At 37.7% G+C, this 25,436-nt stretch carries 15 protein-coding genes; 10 read left to right on the top strand and 5 right to left on the bottom strand.

All coding sequences use genetic code 11. The features are described from left to right. Nucleotides 1–309 precede the first annotated feature (309 nt). The 3 genes from ACFIK3_RS01800 (at nucleotide 310) to ACFIK3_RS01790 (ending at nucleotide 6,457) form a co-directional block, all read left to right on the top strand. Entirely contained in the window at nucleotides 310–1,149 is an 840-nt protein-coding gene (locus ACFIK3_RS01800) for a uracil-DNA glycosylase family protein (protein WP_375676176.1), read from the top strand. A 73-nt stretch (nucleotides 1,150–1,222) separates the two neighbouring features. Continuing rightward, nucleotides 1,223–3,850 (top strand): aminopeptidase N, encoded by a 2,628-nt coding sequence (gene pepN / locus ACFIK3_RS01795; protein ID WP_375676175.1) that lies wholly within the window; start codon nucleotides 1,223–1,225, stop codon nucleotides 3,848–3,850. A gap of 285 nt (nucleotides 3,851–4,135) precedes the next feature. After that, the gene (locus tag ACFIK3_RS01790; protein WP_375676174.1) at nucleotides 4,136–6,457 is read left to right on the top strand and encodes an ATP-binding protein; all 2,322 of its coding nucleotides are present in this window, start codon (nucleotides 4,136–4,138) and stop codon (nucleotides 6,455–6,457) included. Here ACFIK3_RS01790 and ACFIK3_RS01785 read toward each other — a convergent pair. Further along, on the bottom strand, nucleotides 6,454–6,978 hold the full coding sequence (locus tag ACFIK3_RS01785; protein ID WP_273791214.1) for a methylated-DNA--[protein]-cysteine S-methyltransferase: 525 nt from the start codon (nucleotides 6,976–6,978) through the stop codon (nucleotides 6,454–6,456). The genes ACFIK3_RS01790 and ACFIK3_RS01785 overlap by 4 nt on opposite strands. Before the next feature lie 817 nt (nucleotides 6,979–7,795). Here ACFIK3_RS01785 and carB point away from each other — a divergent pair. The 3 genes from carB (at nucleotide 7,796) to ACFIK3_RS01770 (ending at nucleotide 13,259) form a co-directional block, all read left to right on the top strand. Then, nucleotides 7,796–11,281, top strand: coding sequence for a carbamoyl-phosphate synthase large subunit (gene carB, locus ACFIK3_RS01780; RefSeq protein ID WP_273791215.1), 3,486 nt, complete (start codon nucleotides 7,796–7,798; stop codon nucleotides 11,279–11,281). Nucleotides 11,282–11,526: 245 nt separating this feature from the next. Next, complete coding sequence (locus tag ACFIK3_RS01775; RefSeq protein WP_012754908.1) at nucleotides 11,527–11,736, top strand: cold-shock protein; 210 nt, start codon at nucleotides 11,527–11,529, stop codon at nucleotides 11,734–11,736. A 320-nt stretch (nucleotides 11,737–12,056) separates the two neighbouring features. Further along, nucleotides 12,057–13,259, top strand: a complete 1,203-nt coding sequence (locus ACFIK3_RS01770) for a pyridoxal phosphate-dependent aminotransferase (protein ID WP_273791216.1) — start codon at nucleotides 12,057–12,059, stop codon at nucleotides 13,257–13,259. Between the two features lie 1,135 nt (nucleotides 13,260–14,394). Here the strand turns inward: ACFIK3_RS01770 and ACFIK3_RS01765 are convergent. Together ACFIK3_RS01765 and trxB are read right to left on the bottom strand one after the other, a co-directional pair. Further along, nucleotides 14,395–15,300, bottom strand: coding sequence for a LysR family transcriptional regulator (locus tag ACFIK3_RS01765; protein WP_273791217.1), 906 nt, complete (start codon nucleotides 15,298–15,300; stop codon nucleotides 14,395–14,397). Between the two features lie 42 nt (nucleotides 15,301–15,342). After that, nucleotides 15,343–16,299 (bottom strand): thioredoxin-disulfide reductase, encoded by a 957-nt coding sequence (gene trxB / locus ACFIK3_RS01760; protein WP_375630817.1) that lies wholly within the window; start codon nucleotides 16,297–16,299, stop codon nucleotides 15,343–15,345. Between the two features lie 310 nt (nucleotides 16,300–16,609). Here trxB and ACFIK3_RS01755 point away from each other — a divergent pair, with 310 nt between their 5' ends. Next, nucleotides 16,610–18,004: a TrkH family potassium uptake protein gene (locus tag ACFIK3_RS01755; protein ID WP_273791219.1), complete on the top strand. Its 1,395-nt coding sequence runs from the start codon at nucleotides 16,610–16,612 to the stop codon at nucleotides 18,002–18,004. 1,208 nt (nucleotides 18,005–19,212) lie between these two features. On the opposite strand, the gene ACFIK3_RS01750 is transcribed toward ACFIK3_RS01755, so the two are convergent. Further along, complete coding sequence (locus ACFIK3_RS01750; protein ID WP_375676173.1) at nucleotides 19,213–20,271, bottom strand: glycosyltransferase family 4 protein; 1,059 nt, start codon at nucleotides 20,269–20,271, stop codon at nucleotides 19,213–19,215. 17 nt (nucleotides 20,272–20,288) lie between these two features. Next, nucleotides 20,289–20,762 carry a transcription elongation factor GreA gene (gene greA / locus ACFIK3_RS01745; protein WP_007347010.1) on the bottom strand — a complete coding sequence of 158 codons (474 nt, stop codon included), beginning with the start codon at nucleotides 20,760–20,762 and terminating at the stop codon, nucleotides 20,289–20,291. A gap of 339 nt (nucleotides 20,763–21,101) precedes the next feature. On the opposite strand from greA, the gene ACFIK3_RS01740 reads away from it, so the two are divergent. The 3 genes from ACFIK3_RS01740 (at nucleotide 21,102) to ACFIK3_RS01730 (ending at nucleotide 25,393) form a co-directional block, all read left to right on the top strand. Further along, a complete protein-coding gene (locus ACFIK3_RS01740) occupies nucleotides 21,102–21,416 on the top strand; it encodes an SH3 domain-containing protein (protein WP_375630822.1) in 315 nt (104 codons plus the stop codon). 257 nt (nucleotides 21,417–21,673) lie between these two features. Continuing rightward, on the top strand, nucleotides 21,674–23,983 hold the full coding sequence (gene uvrB / locus ACFIK3_RS01735) for an excinuclease ABC subunit UvrB (RefSeq protein WP_375676172.1): 2,310 nt from the start codon (nucleotides 21,674–21,676) through the stop codon (nucleotides 23,981–23,983). Between the two features lie 627 nt (nucleotides 23,984–24,610). After that, nucleotides 24,611–25,393: a BA14K family protein gene (locus ACFIK3_RS01730; RefSeq protein ID WP_375676171.1), complete on the top strand. Its 783-nt coding sequence runs from the start codon at nucleotides 24,611–24,613 to the stop codon at nucleotides 25,391–25,393. The last annotated feature ends 43 nt before the right edge of the window (nucleotides 25,394–25,436 follow it).

Below are 25,436 nucleotides of genomic sequence, written 5' to 3'. Positions count from 1 at the left end.
ACTTTAATTAAGTATTAAATATATAATACAATGATAACAAATATTATAACACCACTTGTATTCAGTAAAAAAATCTTTTATTATGAATGCGTTTAGTCTGTTTAAAAGTTGAAATAGAGCAATTTAAACAAATTGTACATTTAAAGATGTATATAATCGCGAACACTCGCATTTTACGATTTGCCTTTTTTGTGAAAAGAGAGAATCCTATCAGCGTTCTTATACATTAATGGCTAGCGAATACATTTAATAAAACTTGAAGGATAATTTTGTTTGATCTATAATCGCTAGATCATTAGAAAAAGTAAAATGTTAAATCAAACGCCGTGCTCAATTTCATATGAAGAACTCTTAAACTTTTATAAAGAAAGTGGTGCGGATGCCGTTCTGACGGATTTCCCTATTGATCGTTTTAAGCAGTCTGCTTGTTCAGAGAGAAAATTAATATCTGTCGTGAACATTTCTCATAATCAACAAGCATCTCCCAAAACATCTCCAACCGTAAAATTAGATCATCATCAGCTGCATAACTCTAGGACTATACAAAATGAATCCACAGCTATAGAGAGTGCAAAAAGTGCCAAGACACTTGATGAATTAAAATCTGCTCTCCTTGCATTTAATGGCTGTTCATTAAAATTGACAGCAAAAAATACCTGTTTTTCAGATGGAACAGCAGGAAGCCCCCTGATGCTTATAGGCGAAGCACCAGGACGAGACGAGGATATACAAGGAATTCCTTTTGTGGGAAAAGCCGGGATGTTGCTTAATAAAATCCTCGCATCAATTGGCTTAACAAGAAATAATGTTTACATTGCCAACACTATTCCTTGGCGTCCACCAGGAAATCGTACACCAACACAAAGAGAAGTTGCCTTGTGCCGCCCTTTTATTGAACGGCACATTTATTTAGCGCGTCCTCGTGTTCTTATAGCACTGGGAGGTGTTGCTGCACAGTTTCTTACTGGATCTCAAAATGGGATTATCCGAACAAGAGGGAAATGGCATATCTATGAAAGCGAGGATAATATAAAAATACCTGTTATGCCAACTTTCCACCCAGCCTACCTTCTTAGAACCCCTAGTCAAAAGAAGCTTACATGGATAGACTTCTTAGAAGTAAAAAATCGCCTCGACAGCCTTTTGTAATTCTTTAATCCTATCTTGCTTCTAAAATTAACACACCCTTCTTTAACTCTTAAAATACAAATGGGAAAAAACTATGAAACAGCCAATAACATCTATTTATCGTTTGGAAGACTACCAACCAACCCCTTACGTTATCCCTAAAACACAACTTTCTTTCCAATTGGCACCGACAAAAACCTATGTTACAGCCATATTGTCTATTGAATCCCGTCACGATACAAAAGAATTAACACCTCTTGTTCTTTCTGGTGATGATCTTACTTTAATTTCCGTTTCTATTAATGATGAGATATTAGCCCCAAACACTTATAAAGTGACGCCTTCACGTTTAGAAATTACAACGCCACCAACGGCTCCTTTTACATTGAAATTGGTTACAGAACTGAATCCTGAAAGCAACCGCCAACTTATGGGGCTTTACCTTTCAAATGGTGTTTATTGCTCACAATGCGAATCGGAAGGTTTTCGTCGTATTACTTATTTTTACGACCGCCCAGATGTTCTTTCTACCTATAGAGTGAAAATTGAAGCAGATTCCCAAACAATCCCAATCTTGCTTTCCAATGGTAATCTGGTGGAAACAGGAACTTTAGAGAATAATCGCCATTTTGCCATTTGGGAAGATCCTTATCCCAAACCATCTTATCTCTTTGCTTTAGTAGGTGGAGATCTTGATAAGTTAGAAGACCATTTTACAACTGTATCTGGACGACGTATCGAGCTTGGTATCTATGTAGAAAAAGGAAAAACCGAACGCGCAACCTATGCAATGGATGCTCTTAAACGTTCCATGCGTTGGGATGAACAATGTTTCGGACGCGAATATGATCTTGATGTTTTCAATATTGTTGCTGTGTCCGACTTTAACATGGGAGCAATGGAAAACAAAGGCCTTAACGTTTTTAATGATAAATATGTTCTTGTCGATCCTGAAACAGCAACCGATCAGGATTATAGAAATGTTGAACGTGTCATTGCACATGAATATTTCCATAATTGGAGCGGTAATCGTGTTACCTGTCGCGATTGGTTTCAACTCTGTTTAAAAGAAGGATTCACTGTTTATCGTGATCAGGAATTTTCATCAGATCAAAATGTACGCAGCCTACAGAGAATTGAAAATGTAAAAGCATTAAAAGCAACGCAATTTGCAGAAGACGCAGGACCTCTTGCGCATCCTGTACGTCCTCGTCAATATAGCCAAATTAATAATTTTTACACCACAACTGTTTATGAAAAAGGTGCTGAAGTTGTTCGCATGATACGAACTATTTTAGGTCCTATTCTGTTTCGTAAAGGCACTGATCTTTATTTTCAACGTCATGATGGACAAGCTTGTACAATTGAAGATTTTATTACCTGTTTTGCTGAAGTGTCTGGTCAAGACTTCTCCCAATTCATGCTATGGTATGAACAGGCAGGAACACCCAATGTAGAAATCGATAGTCATTATAGCGATGGTGTTTTAACAATTCATGCAAAGCAACATATTCCCGCAACCCCACAACAAAATACAAAAAAGCCCATGCTTATCCCTATCGTATTTGGCTTGTTAGGACCTAACGGAGAAAACCTCACCTATGAAGCAGATACAGATATTCAATCAGATGTTATGCTTTTATCCAAGGAAAGCCAAACGTTTACATTAAAGGGACTGCGTGAAAAACCCGTTTTATCACTGCTGCGGGACTTTTCAGCACCAATCATTCTACACACTCCATTCAATGAAAGAGAACTTATTTTTCTTGCACAACATGATGACAATCACATCAATCGCTGGCAATCTCTTAATCATTTAATGACGCAAGCTTTGATTCAAAGCATTCAAGATAAAACACAAGAAAAAGCAACACTCCCTTCTGCTTTGCTAAAGCTGATTGAAACGATCATAACAGATGAAACCTTAGAGCCTGAATTTCGTGCCTTCTGTTTAAATTTACCTAGTGAAGTTGAGCTTGCTCATACAATCGGTAAAAATATTGACCCAGATCGTATTCATTATGTCCGCAATCAGTTTTTAGCTTCACTTGCACAAACTCATCAAGAGCTCTTAACAAAATTCTATGGACAAATGCAAACCCAAGAGCCCTATTCACCAAACACTGCACAAGCTGGAAAACGAGCATTAAAGAATATCATACTGGATTACCTTTCCATTGCTGAAGCCAATCCAAATCGAGCTGCTATACAATATGCAACAGCTGATAATATGACTGACCGTATGGCTAGTATCGCTGTTCTCGTGAAGCGTTTTAATGAAAGTGAGCAGGCACAAAATGCCTTAAATGATTTTGAAAACCGCTATCGGCATGACCCTTTGGTCATGGATAAATGGTTTTCTATTCAAGCAATGGTTGCTGGCACATCAACACTCGAGAATGTTCAAAAGCTCATGCAACATCCGCTTTTTTCACAAGATAATCCTAATCGTGTACGTTCCCTAATCGGTGTTTTTGCCTCTAACAATCTCACGGGCTTTAATAGGATGGATGGAGCGTCTTATCATTTTCTTTGCCAAGTCATTTTGGAAATTGACAAAAAAAATCCACAGCTTGCTTCACGATTATTAACAATGATGCGCTCTTGGCGACAATTAGAACCTATTCGACAACAAAAACTTGAAACTGAATTAAAAATGATTGCTGTTGCGCCAAAATTATCAAGCGATGTTGCTGATATCATTAATCGTCTGCTCACTTAAAACAAAAAATTATTTTAAATCAATATGCTATAATATTTTTTAAAATAAATTCTATAAACTATTCGATCATCATTAAACCTATAAACAGGTAATCTAAGCCTGTTTATAGGTCACGTTTAAAGTACTTTTTTCTTTTCATATTCCAAAATTATAAAAGTAAAATTATTTTTTTAAAAAAAAGACTGGACAGAAGACTCCTGTTTTGATTCATTGCACTCGATGGGGTTACTATGAATATCGAAGCAGTTTTTAAATCACATTATTCCAGAATTAAAGGAACGCGAGATGGCTAAATTGGACGCATATAATGCGCCAAGGGAGGTGTATGCTGATTCAAAATCAAGCGCTCAAAGTCGCAAGGAGCGGACAGAGCGTACCAATCTGTTTTCTGGTCCTGCCTATCAAAAACTTCTTTTTATTGAACCTTGGCTGCGACGTTCACTCCCATTTGTAATTCTTGCATTTCTTGTTACGCTAGCAGCGATCCGTTTCCTATCAATCTATGATTGGCGCAACACAATTGATAAAAACACGCATTCTACCATCACTCTCTTAGCTTCTCATATTACCAATACGATTGACCGTGACTTACTTGCAGCCACTCGACAAGGAAAAACTGCTGTTCTTTCTCATAATCATTTACAAAATATCCTGACTAATTTTCGTAACAAAGGTCTTATAAAAACCAGCGCTGTTATTGCTATTGTCGATCAAAAAGGCAATGTCCTAGCTTCATCAAGTTCCGAGATTGTCTTAGGAAAACCCTTACAGGATTTAACCTCTGAAAGCATTGCTTTACAAGCTCTAGGAAAACATGCTGGAATCATGAAAATTACAATAGGAAAAGATATTCCTGCTCTCGCTTCCTTTCAGCAAACAGAAAATGGACAATATGGGGTATTCATCAGTGAAAAAATGCAACATATTTACATGGAATGGCGGAAAGCTCTCTCGTTAAATATAACCATGTTTATTGGAACTAGTGGCGTTATCCTCGCTCTTCTTTATGCTTATTACAACCAAATTGTACGAGCACGCAAAACAGATCTTGTTTCAGAAAAAATTCAAAACCGTATTGATATGGCAATGATGCGTGGACGCTGTGGACTATGGGATTGGAATATGGCAAGTGGACGTGTCTACTGGTCACGAGCAATGTACGAAATGCTCGGCTATGTCCCTCAAGATGCACTGCTCTCAATTTCCCAAATTAGCGCCATTATCAATCCAAATGATGCGAATTTTTTTGATCTTGCTCAGGAATTAATGAGCGGTAAAAAGAAGCATATCGATATTAACGTTCCTATGCGTCATGCTGATGGTCATTATGTATGGATGCGCATTCGTGCCGAAGTTACTGAAGAAGAAGAACCCCATTTGGTTGGTATTTCCTTCGATATTAGTGAACAGCAACAATTGGCTGAACAAACAGCGCAAGCCGACCTTCGTATCCGTGATGCGATTGAAAACATTTCAGAATCTTTCGTCTTGTGGGATGCTGAAGGACGTTTAGTCATGTCCAACAGCAAATTTTGCGAATATGCCGCTATTCCTAAACAAATTCTCCAATCAGGTATCCAACGTGCAACGGTCGAAGCCATGGCACGCCCTGCACTCAGTGAATATCCCCTTAAAGATGATGGTACTGGTAACTTAACCAGTATTCGCCAAACGGCAGATGGTTGTTGGCTCAAAATTAACGAACGACGAACCCAAGATGGAGGATTGGTTTGTATTGGTACTGACATTTCTGAGCTTAAACAACAACAGGAAAAATTTGAAGACAGTGAAAGGCGTCTTTTTTCTTTCATTCAAGAACTCAAGCGCGCGCGAGGGAGTGCTCAACAACGCGCAACAGAAGTTGAAAAACTTAATAAAAGTTTGAAAGCAGAAAAAGAACGCGCCGAAAGTGCTAATAAGGCTAAATCAGAATTTTTAGCCAATATGTCTCATGAATTGCGCACGCCTCTGAATGCTATTCTTGGTTTTTCAGATATCATGTTGCAATCGACTTTTGGTCCTCTTGGTTCACAACGCTATAAGGAATATATGCATGATATTTACAATTCAGGAACCCATCTTCTAACCCTTATCAATGACATCCTTGATATGTCAAAAATCGAAGCAGGAAGATTTACGCTTGATTGTAAAAATACCGATCTTGAGCCCATCATTAGTGAAGCAGTACGAACACTAACACCTCAAGCTCAAGAAAAAAATATTGTTGTTACAACAAACATTACCCCAGAACTTCATGCTGAAGTTGATGGTCGTGCAATGAAACAGATTTTCCTTAATCTCATCTCTAATGCCGTTAAATTTACGCCTTCTGGCGGAAATATTGATGTCTGCGCTTTCAAGAAAAAAAATAACCTTATTTTTAAAATTACAGATACAGGCGTTGGTATTCCCCAATCAGCAATTAAAAAACTTGGGCAACCTTTTGAACAAGTCGAAAATCAGCTCACTAAATCTCATACGGGCTCAGGTCTTGGATTAGCCATTTCACGCTCCTTGCTAGAACTCCACAAAGGAAAACTTGAAATTACTTCAAAAGAAATGAAAGGAACAACTGTAACGATTATAATGCCCATCACACAAAGTTAAATTTTTCCATTTTGTTCCCGTTGTAGTAAAATCTGTTTCCGTTTTTCCCCCCAACGATACCCTGAAATAAAACCATTTTTACGCACAACACGATGACACGGAATGATAATAGCCAATTCGTTACGTGCACAGGCATGAGCAACGGCACGAAAAGCTTTCGGCATACCAATACGGCATGCTAAGATCTCATATGAAATTGTTTCACCACATGGTATATCACATAATACTGCCCATACTTGTCGTTGAAAAACTGTACCATTTATATCTAAGGGAAAATTATATTTTTTTACCAGCTTAGGTGTTTCTATCATGGCTATAATATGGGCAACTTCTCTCTTAAATGTATTGTCACCTACAACTTGTTGTGCATCACCAAAGCGTATCGTAAACTCCTGTAATAATTGCTCTATAGTGTCTCCTAACGCTATATGACAAATCCCTTTTTGAGACCTAGCCACCAAAAGCTTTCCTATTGATACATCTTTCAGACAGAATACTCTCGTTTGGGAAATGTTCAGCATTTTAGCCTTCTTTATATTTTAAATAAGTCTTGAACATCATCCATAAAGTAAAGGGAGAGTATTCACTATCTTTTAAAAACAAACAAAATCATTCTGAAATTATCTCCTTAGCCATTGTATTAAAATACACTCTCACCTTTTTATGAAATGGAAAGATACATAGATTGACTTTCTTCCTACCCTAAGACGGAAACTTCGACCAGAGCTGATCTATCAACAATCTTGCTTTTTATATAACAGATTCCAACTGAACCCATTTGATATGGTTTATTTCATAAGCTCTCTACAGACAAATCCTGCTCTGAATTCTATCATACACTCTAACAAAAACACCTTAATGTGGTAAATTTTCATACCTTATATCACAACTCTAAACGGCAGTATTTTACGGAACAACACGATAAGCTTCCCATTTTATTTTACGAAATCCCATCGAACCATAAATAATAGCTTATGTTTTACAAGCAACAGAAAAAGCGCGTGCTCTCTTAAGCAAAAAACGTCATAAAACACAAAGAAAGTATGCCGGCAATGGATTGGAAAGATGTTCCGGCTTTTTATGCTCCACAGTATGCTTGAATATTCTAATTTGTTGGAGCACTGTTATTATTTTTTATCAAAGGTCATACTTTTGATAAACTGACGAGATGACTCAACTCAAAAAAGAAATTTATCTTCAATTTTATGAAAAAAAGCATGGAAAAGGTATTTTAATGCTTACTTCTTTGTCACTTAACTTATAAAATGACGGTAGCCTCAGAACTAAAATATTTTGCCCGCAACAATCGCACACAGATATTTGTCATAGGAAAAAGCCATGCCCAAACGCACAGATATAAAATCTATTCTTATCATCGGAGCAGGACCTATTATCATTGGTCAGGCATGTGAATTTGATTATTCAGGCACTCAAGCCTGTAAAGCATTAAAAGAAGAAGGTTACCGAATTATTTTGGTAAATTCTAATCCTGCCACGATTATGACAGATCCAGATCTAGCTGATGCAACTTATATAGAGCCCATTACTCCTGAAATAGTTGCCAAAATTATTGCTCACGAGCGTCCCGATGCCCTTTTGCCCACTATGGGAGGACAAACAGCCCTCAATACTGCTTTATCATTAAAGCGTATGGGTATTTTAGACCGCTACCATGTTGAAATGATAGGAGCCAATGCTGATGCTATTGATAAAGCTGAAGATCGTGCTTTATTCCGCCAAGCGATGGCAAAAATCGGTTTGGAAACGCCACGCTCTATGTTAGCCAATGCAACAGAACTGAAAGAAGAAAATCGCCAACAACACGCAAAAACGTGTGCTGAACTTAAAGCAAAACTTTCTGGTGCTGCGCTTGACAAAGCACTCGAAGAACTTGAGCGCAACTGGCGACATACCGAAGCTGATCGCAAACAACATTATATCGCTCATGCAACAGCAAAAGCAGTTCAAGCTCTTGATGTTGTTGGGCTTCCAGCTATTATTCGTCCTTCATTCACCCTTGGTGGAACTGGTGGTGGAATCGCTTATAACCGCTCTGAATTCTATGAAATTATTGAACGTGGGCTTGAAGCTTCACCAACAACAGAAGTATTAATTGAAGAAAGTGTTTTAGGGTGGAAAGAATATGAGATGGAAGTTGTTCGTGATAAGAACGACAACTGTATCATCGTTTGTTCTATTGAAAACATTGATCCAATGGGGATTCATACCGGTGATTCGATCACTGTAGCACCTGCTCTCACCTTAACCGATAAAGAATATCAATGTATGCGTAATGCTTCGATTGCTGTTTTGCGAGAAATTGGTGTTGAAACGGGGGGATCCAATGTACAGTTTGCTGTCAATCCTGAAAATGGGCGCCTCATTGTTATTGAAATGAATCCGCGTGTTTCTCGATCTTCAGCGCTTGCCTCAAAAGCAACGGGGTTTCCCATTGCCAAAGTAGCGGCTAAACTGGCTGTTGGTTATACACTTGATGAATTAAAAAATGATATCACGGGTGGTGCAACACCAGCATCATTTGAACCCTCTATTGACTATATTGTGACAAAAATTCCTCGTTTTGCGTTCGAAAAATTTCCCGGTTCATCACCTGTCCTCACAACTGCGATGAAATCTGTAGGAGAAGTCATGGCAATTGGACGCACTTTTCAAGAATCGTTACAAAAAGCACTCCGTGGACTTGAAACAGGGCTTACGGGTCTTGATGAAATTGTGATTCCAGAGCATGCTGAAGGTGATGAAAAAAGTTCTATACGCTCAGCCATTGCCATACCAAGCCCTGATCGTCTACGCTATATTGCTCAAGCCATGCGCACAGGCTTACCCTTAAATGAGATTCACCAAATTAGCAAAATTGATCCGTGGTTTTTAGAACAAATAGCCTCCATCATTGAAATGGAGCAGCGTATCCGCATTCATGGATTACCCCAAGACGCAGATAATTTACGTATGTTAAAAGCTATGGGCTTTTCAGATGCGCGATTAGCCTCCCTTACAGGGAAAGAACCCGATTATATCGCAGCTTTACGTAAATCACTGAATGTTAAACACGTCTTCAAACGGATTGATACTTGTGCCGCTGAATTTTCTTCTCCTACAGCCTATATGTATTCAACATATGAAGTTCCCTTTGCAGGTGTAGAGCACTCGGAAGCACACGTTTCTGAACGCAAAAAAATTGCTATTTTAGGCGGTGGACCAAACCGCATTGGGCAAGGTATTGAATTTGATTACTGTTGCTGCCACGCTGCTTTTGCACTGCGTGATGCAGGATTTGAAGCGATTATGATTAACTGTAATCCTGAAACAGTTTCAACCGACTATGATACCTCTGATCGCCTTTACTTTGAATCTTTAACAACAGAAGACGTTATCGCTATTTTAGAAGCAGAACAGGAAAAAGGAGATTTGGTTGGAGTCATCGTCCAATTTGGCGGACAAACACCCTTGAAATTGGCAAGCGCTCTAGAAAAACACAATATCCCCATCCTAGGTACTTCACCTGACGCTATCGACTTAGCAGAAGATAGAGACCGCTTTCAAAAACTGTTATTTAAACTTAATTTAACACAACCTCAAAATGGTATTGCCCACTCCATTGAACAAGCACGCCTCATTGCCCACGAACTAGGCTTCCCTTTGGTTGTACGTCCCTCTTATGTTTTAGGAGGACGTGCTATGCAAATTATTCGTGATGAACGTAGCTTACAAAATTATTTACTTGAGAGTGTCCCTGAATTAATTTCAGAAGATATCAAAGTCCGTTATCCTAACGACACAACAGGACAAATCAATATATTGCTTGGTAAAAATCCGCTTCTCTTTGATACCTATTTAACAGAAGCAATTGAAGTAGATGTTGATTGTCTATGTGATGGTAACGAAACACTGATCGTTGGTATTATGGAACATATTGAAGAAGCTGGTATCCACTCTGGTGATTCAGCATGTTCTCTACCAGTCCATACGCTCTCAAATAAAATAGTTACTGAATTAGAGCGCCAAACCAAAGCATTAGCACAAGCACTTCATGTTCGCGGCTTAATGAATGTACAATATGCTATAAAAGATGACACCATTTATGTCTTAGAAGTCAATCCCCGTGCTTCACGTACTGTCCCATTTGTTGCAAAAACGATTGGTCGCCCTATTGCTAAAATGGCTGCACGTATTATGGCAGGAGAAACGCTTCATGATGCTCTTCAAGCTTATGGTGGATTACCTTCTTTGCAAAAAAAACAACATATTGCCGTCAAGGAAGCAGTATTTCCTTTTGCTCGTTTTTCAGGTGTTGATACACTTCTTGGTCCAGAAATGCGCTCAACCGGTGAAGTTATGGGACTTGACTATGAATTTTCGCTTGCTTTTGCTAAAGCCCAACTTGGAGCTGGTGTAAAACTCCCTAAAGAGGGAACTTTGTTCGTTTCTGTAAGAGATGAAGATAAAAAACGCATCTTAAATCCTGTAAAACGTTTAACTGAGCTTGGCTTTTCTGTTGTCGCCACAAGTGGAACACAAAAATTTCTCACCGAACACCACGTTGAAGCAAAAAAAATTAACAAAGTTCTAGAGGGACACCCCCATATTGAAGACGCTATTCGTAATCGCAAAATTCAATTGATTTTTAATACAACTAGCACGGCCAGTGCCATCTCAGATTCAAAATCATTACGTTATGCAGCCCTCATGCAAAATGTTCCCTATTATACAACAATAGCTGGAGCCGAAGCCGTTGTAGAAGCGATAAAAGCACTCAAAAAAAGGCGCCTTGAAGTACGTTCACTACAAAGTTATTTCAGTTGAATTTTTCTACTTAACAAAATGTACACTGTTTTCTTATTTTTTCTTTATATAAAAATTGATTAAGACTTGCTTTTTGTTCCAAAAACTTTTATAGAGGTTTCATCGAATTTTCGGTTACGTGACTTTCTTTCCTGTGCAATCTGCACTTTCGACGAAACTTCTCCCACCTAATTTCGATCTACAACCGTATTGAAGAAATGAAAGCTTCAATACTCAATATAATTATATATTCTAAGGAGTTTCCTATGTCTACAGGAACAGTTAAGTGGTTTAATACAACAAAAGGTTTCGGATTCATTCAACCTAGTGATGGTAGTGCAGATGTATTTGTACACATTTCTGCTGTCGAGCGTTCTGGTCTAAACAGTCTTAATGAAGGGCAAAAAATTTCTTATGATGTTCTTCAAGATCGTCGTTCAGGAAAATTTGCCGCTGGTAACCTTGCAGCCCTTTAAAGTTTAAATTCTGCAATATTTTACTTAAAAATCTTCGTCTGTAATGACGAAGATTTTTTTTATTTTGTATAAAGCATCATTTTACCTTGTTAACATAAAAGACTGCTTATCTCCTTTGCACAATTTATCAAACCTCCCTTATACTTCCTCAAAACTTTCATAAAATCTACAAAGAGATTATCTTGTGAAATCTCAAAAAAGAAGAATATAAAGCCCGTGTAAGAGTATTTTAGAAGTTTTTTATTGCATACAATATAATCTCTTATAGAATATCCTTAAAGCAATAACCATTTGTTGATATAATATAAGGATTTAAAATTATGGCTTTTATTGCCGACAAACTGTCTCTTATCAAACCTTCTGCAACAATAGCTGCTTCTCAAAAGGCCCGCCATTTAAAAGCATTAGGGCGCAATGTTATTGCTTTAAGTGCTGGAGAGCCAGACTTTGATACCCCAGACAACATCAAAAACGCGGCTATTGAAGCTATTCGAAGAGGAGAAACAAAATACCCTCCCATATCTGGAATTCCAGAATTGCGCCAAGCAATTTCTGCAAAGTTTAAAAGAGAAAATAACCTTCTTTACCAACCAGAACAAATTATTGTTGGTACCGGTGGAAAACAAATTCTCTTTAATGCATTCATGGCAACTTTGAATAAAGGAGATGAGGTCATCATTCCATCCCCTTATTGGGTTAGTTATCCAGAAATGGTCGCACTCAACGATGGTAAGCCTGTCTTTTTAGAAACGAAAGCCGAATTTTCTTATAAACTCCAACCCCAAGAGCTAGAAGCTGCCATTACCCCCAAAACCAAATGGTTCATCTTTAACTCTCCTTCAAATCCATCAGGTGCTGCTTATACACATAATGAATTGAAAAAACTCACAGATGTTTTAGTAAAATATCCTCATGTTTATATCCTTTCCGATGATATATATGAACATCTCACATATGAGGGTTTTACCTTTGTTACTCCAGCTCAAGTAGAACCAGCGCTTTATGAGCGTACACTCACAATGAATGGTGTTTCTAAAGCCTATGCGATGACGGGATGGAGAATCGGCTATGCAGGCGGACCAAAAGAATTAATTAAAGCCATGGATACCATTCAAGGACAGCAAACATCTGGAACAAGTGTCATTTCACAATGGGCTGCGGTTGAAGCACTCAACGGGCCACAAGACTTTATTGCTAAAAATAAAAGTATTTTTCAAACACGCCGTGATCTCGTTGTCTCCATGCTAAATCAAGCTCCTGGCATTCACTGTCCAACGCCTGAGGGTGCTTTTTATGTTTATCCTTCTTGCTCCGGAATTATTGGAAAGAAAACACCTAACGGCCAATGTATTACCAATGATGAGGACTTCGCCATAGCGCTTCTAGAAACAGAAGCTGTTGCTGTCGTCCAAGGATCTGCTTTTGGACTTGGATCAGCTTTTCGTATTTCTTATGCAACATCAGAAGAATTACTTGAAGAAGCTTGTATACGTATACAGCGCTTTTGCAACAGTCTAATTTAAAATTTTTAAATATCATCTCTTGTGATTGTTTTTACCGAATGTCAGTATATCCGAGAAAATATCGGAAACTGTGTCATGGTCTAAATCTATCGATTCAGCAAAAATAGAGGCTGTAGATAAAGATCAAAAAAATCTAGCTATCAAATAAATGAATCGGTCTATTATCATAAGAGATGAAAAACCTATTCTGCTTTCTCCATTCAATTTATAACTCTAAAAAAGACCGAGCGCTTTTAAACACAATTGCCCTTATAATCAAAGGCCCTTACAATAGAATCTCTTCTATTTCTCGGCTTCTTCTTCGTCCTAAAATGAAGAAGAAGCCACCTCCCATCGTTGTGTAAGCAATCCAGTTTCCTTTAAGTTCTATCTAATAACTACTTGATTTACTTCATAGGCTTTATGAACAAGACCTGCCTTAAATATTCACCTCACACTCTAATAAAAAGCACTTCATGTATAAGGTTTTAAATATTTTATATCACACCCCTAAAAGACAGACTTTTATGGTATAACAGGATAAATCTCTCTTAAACTCCTCATTGAATTTTAGTATTCTTAAAAAATTGTTGGATATCCACAAGTTTCGAAATTTTTTCCTTATCATCTTCCCATATATTGCAATTTCTAAGGACTCTTTCAAAAATAATAAAAAAAAAGCCGGACATATTGTCCGGCAAATTTGGAAAATCTTCAGAGATAAAATCAATCTGATAGATCTTCGTAAGGGAACACTCAAGAAAACGCACTGGGAGGCAACATAATCAAGAGATAGCATTCTATGTCATTTTATAAGAAAAAGCACAATAAAGACTTAAGCGTATCTGCTATGCAATAAACACATAGCTTTAAATTTGTCTCCATTATGTAGCACTCTCTTTAATTAAATATAAAAATGTAAGCTACACCATCACACGATTGTCCATTATATAATAGCTCTCACGTTTGCTAGCATTTGTAAAAAAACATTTATCCCTTTTTTCAAAAATATTTACCCGCGCAGACTCCCTCCACTTTTAATGTGCAACGAATAATTTTAATTGATTCAATATGAGCAAATTTGAAACGAAAGAATATTACGGGAGTCTCAAGTTGCAAAACAGCTAATTGTTCCTTATAAATTAAGACATTAATATTAAAAAGACCACTGACGAGCTTTTAAAAAAATATAATCTCGAAAAGCATTTAACCTTGCCAAATTCTTTAAATTATAAGGATAACAAAAAAAAGTATCAAAAGAAGGAATATCAACCATATCAGGAAAAAGACGCACCAAATGCTCATCATTATTGACGATATAATCAGGAAGCACAGCAATCCCAAGATCACGCATAAGCGCATTCTTTATTGAGATGATATTGTTGATTTGTAGAACTGAAACGCGCAATGATCCATCACTTCTACCAGCCTTTTCCAACCAATTTAAACCAGACAAATAAGGTGGAACAGGTTCACCGAACGAAATAATACGATGCTCATCGAGATCAGATAATTTTTCCGGCTTTCCATAATTTGCAATATACTTTTCCGAAGCATAAACATGCATATGAATTGTAAAGAGTTTTCTTTGTATAAGATCAGGTTGTTTGGGTTGATGTAAGCGAACAGCACAATCCGCATGACACATTGTCAAATCAAGCTCTTCATCGGAAAGCAAAAGCTGAACCTGCATATCAGGATAAAGACTAAGAAATTCTGGCATACGCTCTGCAATCCACCCTGCCCCCATTCCAAAGGTCGAGGTCACACGCAAGTGCCCCGTTGGTTTTGCATAGCTTTCACTTAATTGCAAACGCACACTTTCAAGCTTCATCAAAACATCATGAGCTGTACGATAAAGAGTTTCTCCCTGTTCTGTAAGAATCAAACCACGCGCATGACGTTGAAATAAGGATACCCCAACCTCTTGTTCTAAAGCCGAAACCTGTCGTGAAACGGCTGATTGAGATAAATGAAGTTTTTGAGCAGCATGCGTAAAAGATCCCGCTTCTGCTGCAGCGTGAAAAACCCTTAACTTATCCCAATCCAACGGTGGCGCCACAATTAATTCTACCTCTATATTCTCTATTTTCTCAATGAGTTACTAACGCTTGGATATATCCAAAAACCGTTCTGCTTCCAACGCTGCCATACATCCTCTTCCCGCAGCTGTTACAGCTTGGCGGAATGTTTCATCTGTCACATCCCCAGCAGCAAAAACACCAGCAATGCTTGTTGCTGTTGAGTCCGGTGCTGTCCATAAATAGCCGCCTCGTTTTTGTTTCAGCTGTCCTTCAAACAGAGAAACAGCAGGATCATGCCCAATGGCAATAAATATGCCCTCTGCATTCACTTTCATCTCATGACCTGTCTTAACATTTTTCAGACGTGCCCCTGTTACAACAGCGCCCATTGCCCCCTGTGCTGGCAGCCCCAGAATTTCTTCGACCACATGATCCCAAAAAACACGCACATTATTACAAGCCAGCAACCTATCTTGCAAAATTTTTTCTGCCCGAAACTGCCCCCGCCTGTGAACCACGCTTACACTCTTAGCCAAATGCGATAAATAAAGTGCTTCTTCAACAGCCGTATTTCCTCCTCCCACGACAATAACGTCCTTATCACGATAAAAAAAGCCATCACATGTAGCACAAGCGGAAACACCTCCGCCCATAAAGGTCTGTTCACTTTCTAAACCAAGCCAGCGTGCTTGAGCTCCTGTTGCAATAATCAGTGCATCACAAGAATATTGTGTTCCTGAATCCCCATATAAGACAAAAGGATACTTCAACAAATCAGCCTTTATAATTGTATCATAGACAATTTTTGTCCCCATATTCTCAGCTTGTTTTGCCATTTGTTCCATCAACCATGGTCCTTGAATGGGATCTGCAAAACCTGGATAATTCTCAACATCAGTTGTAATTGTTAATTGTCCACCCTGCTGCAAGCCCGTCACCAAAACCGGCTTAAGCATTGCTCTTGCTGCATAGATCGCCGCTGTATAACCAGCCGGACCTGAGCCAATAATCAGCAGACGAATATGCGATTGCACCATTAAATCCCCTTCACTTTATTATAAATTAATTATTCTATAAATGATAACGGAATGCAGCCTTTTAAAAAAATATTTTTCAAGAGCCCTAATTATGTTATGTATACTTCTTTTCAAGTTTTATGAAAAGGTCTGATTACTAATTCATCAAGGCACGCTAATGTTACGAATTAATCCTTATCCTATAAAGAGAAAAATGTAACTTCTTATGAGCACAAAACCATAATAAAAAGAGATACAAAGATAGGGAACGATCATTTTTCAATTTATTATCAATGTCTGTGCACGTTTTGCCTTAATCATGGGAGGAGCAATGCTTTTGCCAATTTTTGTGGATTTGCACGACAACAATCGTAATTGGATAAGCTTTCTCTATTCTTGTGCCATAACCACCATGTTAGCAACGCTGATTCTTTTAGCAACTAAGGGAGCTACTTGTCGCTTTTCAGCACGGCTTGGCTTTATGCTCACTGTTTGTCTTTGGCTTACAGGAAGCATCGTAGGTGCCTTACCTCTTTATCTTTCTCCTCTTCCCATTTCTCTAGCAGGAGCCATTTTTGAATCTGTTTCTGGAATTACAACAACAGGCTCCACAGTCCTTTCTGATCTTGATAATTTATCGCGAAGTATTTTATTATGGCGTTCTCTTATATGCTGGATTGGGGGCATTGGTTTTATCGGTTTAGCCCTCTTAATTTTGCCTTCACTGCGTGTGGGTGGCGTGCGACTTTTTCATATGGAATCATCTGATAAATCTGAAAAAATATTGCCTCGCATCAACCAAATTGCTAACGGAATTATCATCGCTTATGTTGGGTTAACATTGGCTTGTATGCTTTCTTATTTTGCTGCAGGCATGAATTTATTTGATGCCATTAACCATGCAATGAGTACAGTAGCAACAGCTGGTTTTTCAACGCATGATGCTTCTTTTGGCTATTTTTCTGATAAACCAGCCATCTTAATTATTTCAACAATCTTCATGTTGCTTTCTGCTTTACCCTTCGTACTTTATGTTAAATTAGTCCTTCCTGGACACTCCAAACGCTTCCTTGACCCACAAGTGATTGTTTTTCTCCATATCGTTCTCCTTTTCAGCTTTGCTTTAGCGGCATGGCTACGGTTTTATGATCATCGCGCGTTCCACTTGATTTTCCTTGATGTCATTTTTCACCTTTCATCCATTATTAGCACCACAGGTTATAGCGCTGAAGATTATCAACTTTGGGGACCGTTTGCGCTTGGAATTTTCTTCATTGTTTCTTTTACAGGCGGATGTGCTGGTTCTACTTCTGGTGGCATGAAAATCAATCGCCTCATTATTCTTTGGCGTATTACACAAACAAATATAGAAAAACTTCTTTCTCCTAATGTCGTTGTAAAAGCGCGCTACGATCACTCAAATATATCAAATGATGTTGCTCAAGCCGTTTTGTTTTTTGTCTGTCTTTATATGTTTTGCCTTGTTATCGGCACTGCACTTTTGCTTACAACCGGTCTTGACTTTACCTCTGCCTTTACGGGGGTCTTAACCGCACTTTCAAATGTTGGTCCAGGCTTTGGAGATATTATTGGCCCCACTGGTAATTTCTCTACAATCAACGACCATGCTTTATGGATTTTAAGTTTTCTAATGTTAGCTGGACGCCTTGAAATCATAACAATATTCGTCCTTTTTATTCCCGCTTTCTGGCGTGAACAATTCTAATGCAGAGAGTATTTTATTCTACCATGATAAAAATTTACAAGATAAAAAGGTGTGAACAGTATGCATCATAATATTCACCCCTTACTCAATCCACTGAAGATTTTCTAAAATTTCATACAAATCATCATATCAATGATATAAAAATAATTCAACAAAAACAATCAAATACCAATATTTTCAAAGCCATAACATATAAAACTTCACTTTATTGATCTTCTTTATCAAATAAAGTGGACGCATAGAACATTCTTTTTTACGAATAATCTCTCATGCAAAAAATATGAATATTTGCTGATAAAAGTGTTTTTTCTCTTTAATAGAGTTACCTCCTTATAGAAAAAAATGCTATTATATTACGAACTCACAAGCTTATAAAAAACATCTCACAGTACTCATCACACCCATTCCACGACAGCCTTCATGAAAGATATAAAATGGTCACCATCATTTTTACTTAAATAATAATAAGGTGCAAGTCGGTACTACAAAATAAGATATAAATTAGTACCACCATATTATTTTTTTCTGTTAATGTCGTAACAGCCTGCATTTCAGACAATTTATAAGAAAACTCTTTACACCTTGTCTTCAATAGTTTTTATCCACCACATGCCTTCTTCCGATTGTGATGTGCTAGAGGATAGCTCTCATTGATTTAATATCAACAGATTTGACATAAGAAAATCTTACGCTACTCAAAGCTCTTATTCAAATTGAAAAGGTAAATTATCTATAAAAATCATATATATATATTGATCTTAAATCCATCTTATCATGAATTTATTGAAAATATGTACGACTATTTTATCCATGGAGATAGCATCATTATCTTTTTAAGACAAGAAAACGTTTTTTTGCTATCTATTTAAGTCTTACAAAACGAACAATATCAGTACGACACCGTATAAGATAGTGCATAAATCCCCAGACTTGAGTTAAAGCATTATTTTCTTATTCTAAAATATCAATGAATAAAAGTAGCTTTCCTCTCTCCTAGTATGCTTTATCATAAACTACATATCGCTCTCAAGCGTATACATTTTTAATCTTTTATCCAAAATTTTGGGAACTTTTTATAGTGTTCTACTAAAGACAATATAAATTTTGTAAAATAACATTTATATCATTGAGCTGTTTTCTTGATGACTATGAAAAACCTTTAAGGAAAATACTTTTTATCATCCCTTAAGAAGATTTTTGATATCATATCAAAGTGTTTTTTCCGCAAACAGTTCTTTGTAAACACTTTCAATCTTGCTTGCCTCTTTTTCCAAAGGAAAGTGAGTACGAACATGGGTTAAAGCTTTCTTTCCGGCTGCCAATGTTTTTTCCACATCAGAAAAATAAGGTTCAATTGCTGCGGTTAAAGCCAAACCATCTCCTGCTTTTACAACTGTTCCTGTCGCTTCTACAACCAATTCTTTATAAGCTCCTGCATCACTCGTTACAACCGCAACCTGTGATGCCATTGCTTCTAATGGCGTTAAACCGAAACCTTCTGTACGAGAAGGTGCAACATAAAGTGTTAAACGACGATACCACAAAGGGATGTCCAGAATCTCACCAAGAAAAATAATGCGATCATCCAGACCAGCTTTAGCAATCTTTTGGCGTAACTCTTTTTCAAAATGATAATATTGCTCTGTCGTACGACCAGCGATAAGTGCTGTCCATTCGGGGTAATCAGGCAATAATGCTATCATGGCATCAACAAATAAATCTGTTCCCTTTGAGTAGCGCAGACGCCCAAAACATCCTACCGCATATTTTCCTGGAAATCCTGTCGAAGAAAAGCAATCATCAAAAGTCTGTGGTGGAGTAAAACGCCTCACATCCACCCCATGCATAATAACCTTATGAGGCACTTCTAGATAAGCGCCCGTACGTGTACTGGTAGCTATAACCCTATCCATACAGCGAATCAACCATTTGGTAAAAGGCTTATGATGACGTTGTGAAGCCGAAGTAAAGATGAGTTTAAGCTTCATTCGCAAAACATCGCGTAAAAAGATCCCACAAAGCATCTCAATATTGCGTCGTGCATGCCAAATACGAAATGGCTTCCCTTTCGGACTTTTCCAAAGTCCGAAAAGGTCCCTAAAGGCAAGAGCCGGTAAAGTTTGTGGTAAACCAAACCCCAAAGTGGATATACGCATACCCTGTTCGCGTTGCATTGGAATAAGCTGAATAATCGTAGATGTTACTCCCGACAAACGCCTTTTAAAGTGAGGCGCAATAACCTCAGTTTCGTCCAAAGATACACGCATAATAATCCATATGTTATTTAGATGTACTGAACCTTAATGATCTCATAATTATGCGCACCACCTGGTGCATTCACCTCAATCACATCACCTTCTTGCTTGCCAATAAGTGCACGTGCGATAGGCGAAGAAATAGAGATTTTACCAACCTTTACATCAGCTTCTTGATCTCCTACGATCTGATACACTTTTTTTTCTTCAGTGTCCTCATCCAAGAGTTTAATGGTTGCGCCAAATTTTATTTTGTCACCTGAAAGACGCGAGACATCTATAACTTCTGCTCGCGCGATATAATCTTCAAGCTCATTTATACGCCCCTCATTATGACTTTGTGCTTCTTTAGCTGCGTGATACTCAGCATTTTCGGATAAATCACCATGCGCACGCGCTTCAGAAATTGCTTCAATAATTCGCGGACGCTCCTGTTGTTGACGCCAACGCAACTCTTCTTTAAGACTCTCAAAACCAGCTGTAGTCATCGGAACTTTTTCCATAATCCGTCCCTTTCTATTACACGGAAGGTTTAATAAAAATACAAAAAACGGCTTCCAAAATTACTTTTGGAATCCGAAAACTACGATCTTTTTTATTATATAGTACAGTATCGCTGTTTTCCATACAAAAATAAATAAAGGAAACAAAACATGCACAAATAGTGATTAAAACATCTCATTTTGGTGTTTAAAACGTTAAACTTCACTCTTCTCCTTAAAAGTGTCCTAAAGAAGAAAGAATTGTATTTTTTTCTGTTTTATCATAATCTAGTAAAAGAAATCATATGGGATATGAAGAGAGAAGGATAGAAAATCTCTAAAGAAATTCTTTACAGAAAAATGAAAAAAATCGTCATTTTTTTTATGTTTGGCTCTTTCTTTTTAGCCACAACAATATCAGAGGCAGCAGATGCTTTTGTTACGAGAAATCTTAATTTTAGAACAGGTCCCAGCACTCAGTATGCACTTTGCGGCTTAATCTCTGCTGGAGAATTGGTTTTTGTTAAAAACTGTGAAGGAAATTGGTGCCATATCCGATATAACACTCAAATAGGTTGGGTGTCATCTCGTTATCTTTCATTTAAAGATGGAAACGATCTTTATCACACATATACAATGTCTTTAGTGCCCAAACATACCGATTATTCTCCATAACAGCCATAATAACTTATGCCCTCTTGAATATCATCATGGCAAAAATGCAATAGTGTCCACGAACAACCACAAATATGCCCCCTCCAAAGAAATACTTCAAAGAACTCGTCTCATGAAAAACTTGATCAATATCCTAATGAAAGCTCTAATAAACCAAAATAAATCTGTTCAATAACGTTTTGCTGTTGTCGTAATAAATTTGTAAAATTAGTATTTTCTTTAAAATCACCAACACTTTTCTATCAAAGGATACAACAATGAAAAATGGTGTTACTGCAACAGTAGAAGCTCTTTCTGCTCTCATTGCTTCAGGTAATCCTCTTTTTAAGAATGGCGCGTTATGGACACCTCACCGCCCTGTTCGTCCTGAAAAGTCTGAAGGTGGTATTCCATTTCAACTCGAAACATCTTTTAAACCCGCGGGAGATCAACCTCAAGCCATTAAAACTCTGATTGAGGGAATTGAAAAAAATGAACGTACACAAGTGCTTTTGGGTGTTACCGGCTCAGGAAAAACCTATACAATGGCCAATATCATTGAAAAAACACAGCGTCCAGCTTTAATCTTAGCACCAAATAAAACTCTAGCAGCGCAGCTTTACGGTGAATTTAAAAGTTTTTTTCCCTATAATGCCGTCGAATATTTTGTTTCCTATTATGACTATTATCAGCCAGAAGCCTACGTTGCACGCTCTGATACCTATATTGAAAAAGAATCCTCAATTAATGAACAAATCGACCGGATGCGTCATGCTGCAACACGCGCCGTCTTAGAGCGTGATGACGTTATTATCGTCGCCTCTGTCTCCTGCATCTACGGAATTGGTTCCGTAGAAACCTATACGGCCATGACCTTCCAAATAGCAAAAGGGGACAAACTCAATCAACGAACACTCTTGGCTGATTTAGTCTCTCAACAGTATTATCGACAAGATATCAATTTCATTCGTGGTTCCTTTCGTGTACGAGGGGATACAATCGAAATTTTCCCTGCCCACCTCGAAGATCGTGCTTGGCGTATTTCGCTCTTTGGCCATGAAGTGGAAACAATTACGGAATTCGATCCTCTCACCGGACAAAAAACAGGCGATCTTCAATCGATTAAAATTTATGCCAATTCACACTATGTAATACCGCGACCAACACTCAATCAAGCAATGAAAGCCATCAAAATGGAACTCGTTCAACGCCTCGATGAGTTGAACGCAGCTGGACGTCTTTTAGAAGCACAACGTTTAGAACAACGTACAATTTTTGATTTAGAAATGTTAGAAACCACCGGTTCATGCGCCGGAATAGAAAATTATTCACGTTATTTAACAGGACGAAAACCCGGAGAACCACCACCAACCTTGTTCGAATACATTCCAAATAATGCTCTTGTTTTTATCGATGAAAGCCACGTAACCATTCCCCAAATTGGGGGCATGTACCGAGGTGACTTTCGTAGAAAAGCAACACTAGCAGAATATGGTTTTCGCCTCCCTTCTTGTATGGATAACCGTCCTTTGCGCTTTGAAGAATGGGATGCTATGCGCCCACAAACGATTGCTGTCTCCGCAACACCTGGACGCTGGGAAATAGAACAATCTCACGGCACTTTTGCGGAACAAGTTATTCGCCCAACAGGGCTTGTTGACCCACCAACAGAGGTTCGTCCAGCCAAAAATCAAGTCGATGATGTTGTGAATGAAATTCGTAAAACAATTCAAAAAGGCTACCGTACATTGGTGACAGTTCTCACAAAGCGTATGGCTGAGGACTTAACTGAATATCTCCACGAACAAGACATTCGTGTACGCTACATGCATTCTGACATTGATACATTAGAACGCATTGAAATTCTACGCGATCTTCGGCTTGGCACCTTTGATGTCCTCATCGGTATCAACTTGCTCCGAGAAGGCTTAGATATTCCAGAATGTGGTTTTGTTGCCATTCTAGATGCCGATAAAGAGGGCTTTTTGCGCTCTGAAACTTCCCTCATACAAACAATCGGACGTGCTGCACGTAACGTAGATGGCCGTGTTATCCTCTATGCAGATACGATCACTGGTTCCATAGAACGAGCCTTACAGGAGACACAAAGACGTCGACAAAAACAAATAGCCTATAATGAAGAACACCATATCACACCGAAAAGTATCAAAAAAAATATCGGAGATATTCTCAATTTAGGCGATGAAAACAACCATGTTCGTACAAATATCCCTGATGTTATCGAGAAAAAAAATATAGTTGGCAACAATTTAGCATCTCATATTAAACACCTTGAAAAATTAATGCATGAAGCAGCTGCTGATCTTAATTTTGAAGAAGCAGCGCGACTTCGCGATGAAATCAAACAATTACAAAAGATAGAACTAGAACTCGCAGAAAATCCCTTAACACATCATAGCGAACAATCCACCCATGAGCCCGTGTTACAACAAAGTCTTTTCTCCAAACCAGACCTTGCACACATGGGACCAACCATGGACACTGGTATTTTGGAAAATCAAAAAGGAAAATCTCGTAAAAACACCCCTAATCAAGCAACAATAAAACGAAAAAAACGCAATCAATGAAGGAGTAAGAAATTTCAAACCGCATAAAATAATCTTCAGCTCTTCTAAAAAAGACTAAGGTTCAAAAGCAAACAGCATTATCCGAAAAATAGACAACCTCCAACATCAAGGGTGCTCCAATTTGTCTAAAACAACATAAGAAAGAACATTTTACAAAAAATTCCAAAATATATTATTTTATACAGTTATACTCTGATATTTAACTCAATATTATCGATCCTTACAAAAAAATATTCAAATAGGTCACTGTTCTATAACACAAATAAAGTAAAATAAGACTTTCTCATAGAACCATAAGACTATGATAAAAAATGATAACTTTGTATTCATACACCTATTGTTCAATTCATATTGTACCAAACAATAAAAAAGTACCAATAAATAAAGATTTTATATCCCATAGTAAAAAATCGGGTACTCTCAATACAAATTTATTAATTAACCTCAAGCAGAGTACATTAATTGAAATCAAAATTCTGTTATGATTTTATTGTACTGTCTCCGTGGTAGATTTAACTAAATGAATTTTTATTTTTTTGTCACAATAAAGTCCAAAATTGTTCAGGCTCTATTCAGTTTGAAACGTGTAGGATGTGAAAAATACGAATTTACACAAGGAGCATCATTATGAAAAAAGTGATCAGGTTAGCGGTATTATCAGCAATGTCAACTGTGACCGTTTTGATGCCGCTAAATGCAACGCTTGCGAATATGGCATGGAATCGTAGTGACTCTATCTCGAGAGAAATAGATGATATGATGAGGAAGATGCGTAAAGAAACAGATGATGCGATAAGGGAAATAAGGAAGAAAGCTGATATCCCGCCTTGCGGTTTTTCTCGCTCCCATTGTTCTGATAGAAAACGTGGCTTTTTTTCTGATGATTTCCAAAAGTTTGTTGATGATTTCCACAAGAGTTTTGAAGACGGCAAAAGAAGATTTAAAGCCGAACATGAAAGGTTTGTAGCCAAACATAGTAAGACGGAACAACAACACCATCATCACCACCACCACCATTATCATTATATTGAAAACAAAACGTATCATTACGTCGAGCGCAAAAAAACAAAACACCGTAATGTTCATATAGACAACTCAAGAGATGCTGTAGTAATGGGTATTCTTGGTCTTGCAACAGGTACGATTCTTGGTACAGTTTTAAAAAAACCAGAACAGCCACAAGTTGTTTATCAAATAGTACCACAAAATCAAATTGTATATCAACAGGTTCCACAAGAACAGATAATTTATGAAGCTCCGCAAATGGTGAAATATGAGCCAGTACAACAATCATGGGAATCTGATTGGCTTAACTATTGTAAGAAAAAATACCGTTCTTTCAACCCTAAAACAGGAACTTTCCGAGACCGTAATGGTTTGGAACACGTTTGTTATGCCCCAATAAATTAACTTCTGTTCCGCCCTACTAAAAAGCCTTAAATGGCACAAAAAA

It is taken from the genome of Bartonella sp. CB10SXKL (assembly GCF_042195515.1).
Taxonomy (GTDB): Bacteria; Pseudomonadota; Alphaproteobacteria; order Rhizobiales; family Rhizobiaceae; genus Bartonella.
This window is presented reverse-complemented; position numbering and strand designations above follow the sequence as displayed.

Coding starts and splice junctions, on each gene's coding strand:
- ACFIK3_RS01755 (WP_273791219.1), top strand. CDS start 16,610: ATGCTTTTGCCAATTTTTGTGGATTTGCACGACAACAATCGTAATTGG.
- pepN (WP_375676175.1), top strand. CDS start 1,223: ATGAAACAGCCAATAACATCTATTTATCGTTTGGAAGACTACCAACCA.
- ACFIK3_RS01800 (WP_375676176.1), top strand. CDS start 310: ATGTTAAATCAAACGCCGTGCTCAATTTCATATGAAGAACTCTTAAAC.
- ACFIK3_RS01740 (WP_375630822.1), top strand. CDS start 21,102: ATGAAAAAAATCGTCATTTTTTTTATGTTTGGCTCTTTCTTTTTAGCC.
- ACFIK3_RS01750 (WP_375676173.1), bottom strand. CDS start 20,271: ATGCGTGTATCTTTGGACGAAACTGAGGTTATTGCGCCTCACTTTAAA.
- ACFIK3_RS01770 (WP_273791216.1), top strand. CDS start 12,057: ATGGCTTTTATTGCCGACAAACTGTCTCTTATCAAACCTTCTGCAACA.
- ACFIK3_RS01790 (WP_375676174.1), top strand. CDS start 4,136: ATGGCTAAATTGGACGCATATAATGCGCCAAGGGAGGTGTATGCTGAT.
- ACFIK3_RS01775 (WP_012754908.1), top strand. CDS start 11,527: ATGTCTACAGGAACAGTTAAGTGGTTTAATACAACAAAAGGTTTCGGA.
- greA (WP_007347010.1), bottom strand. CDS start 20,762: ATGGAAAAAGTTCCGATGACTACAGCTGGTTTTGAGAGTCTTAAAGAA.
- ACFIK3_RS01785 (WP_273791214.1), bottom strand. CDS start 6,978: ATGCTGAACATTTCCCAAACGAGAGTATTCTGTCTGAAAGATGTATCA.
- trxB (WP_375630817.1), bottom strand. CDS start 16,299: ATGGTGCAATCGCATATTCGTCTGCTGATTATTGGCTCAGGTCCGGCT.
- ACFIK3_RS01730 (WP_375676171.1), top strand. CDS start 24,611: ATGAAAAAAGTGATCAGGTTAGCGGTATTATCAGCAATGTCAACTGTG.
- uvrB (WP_375676172.1), top strand. CDS start 21,674: ATGAAAAATGGTGTTACTGCAACAGTAGAAGCTCTTTCTGCTCTCATT.
- carB (WP_273791215.1), top strand. CDS start 7,796: ATGCCCAAACGCACAGATATAAAATCTATTCTTATCATCGGAGCAGGA.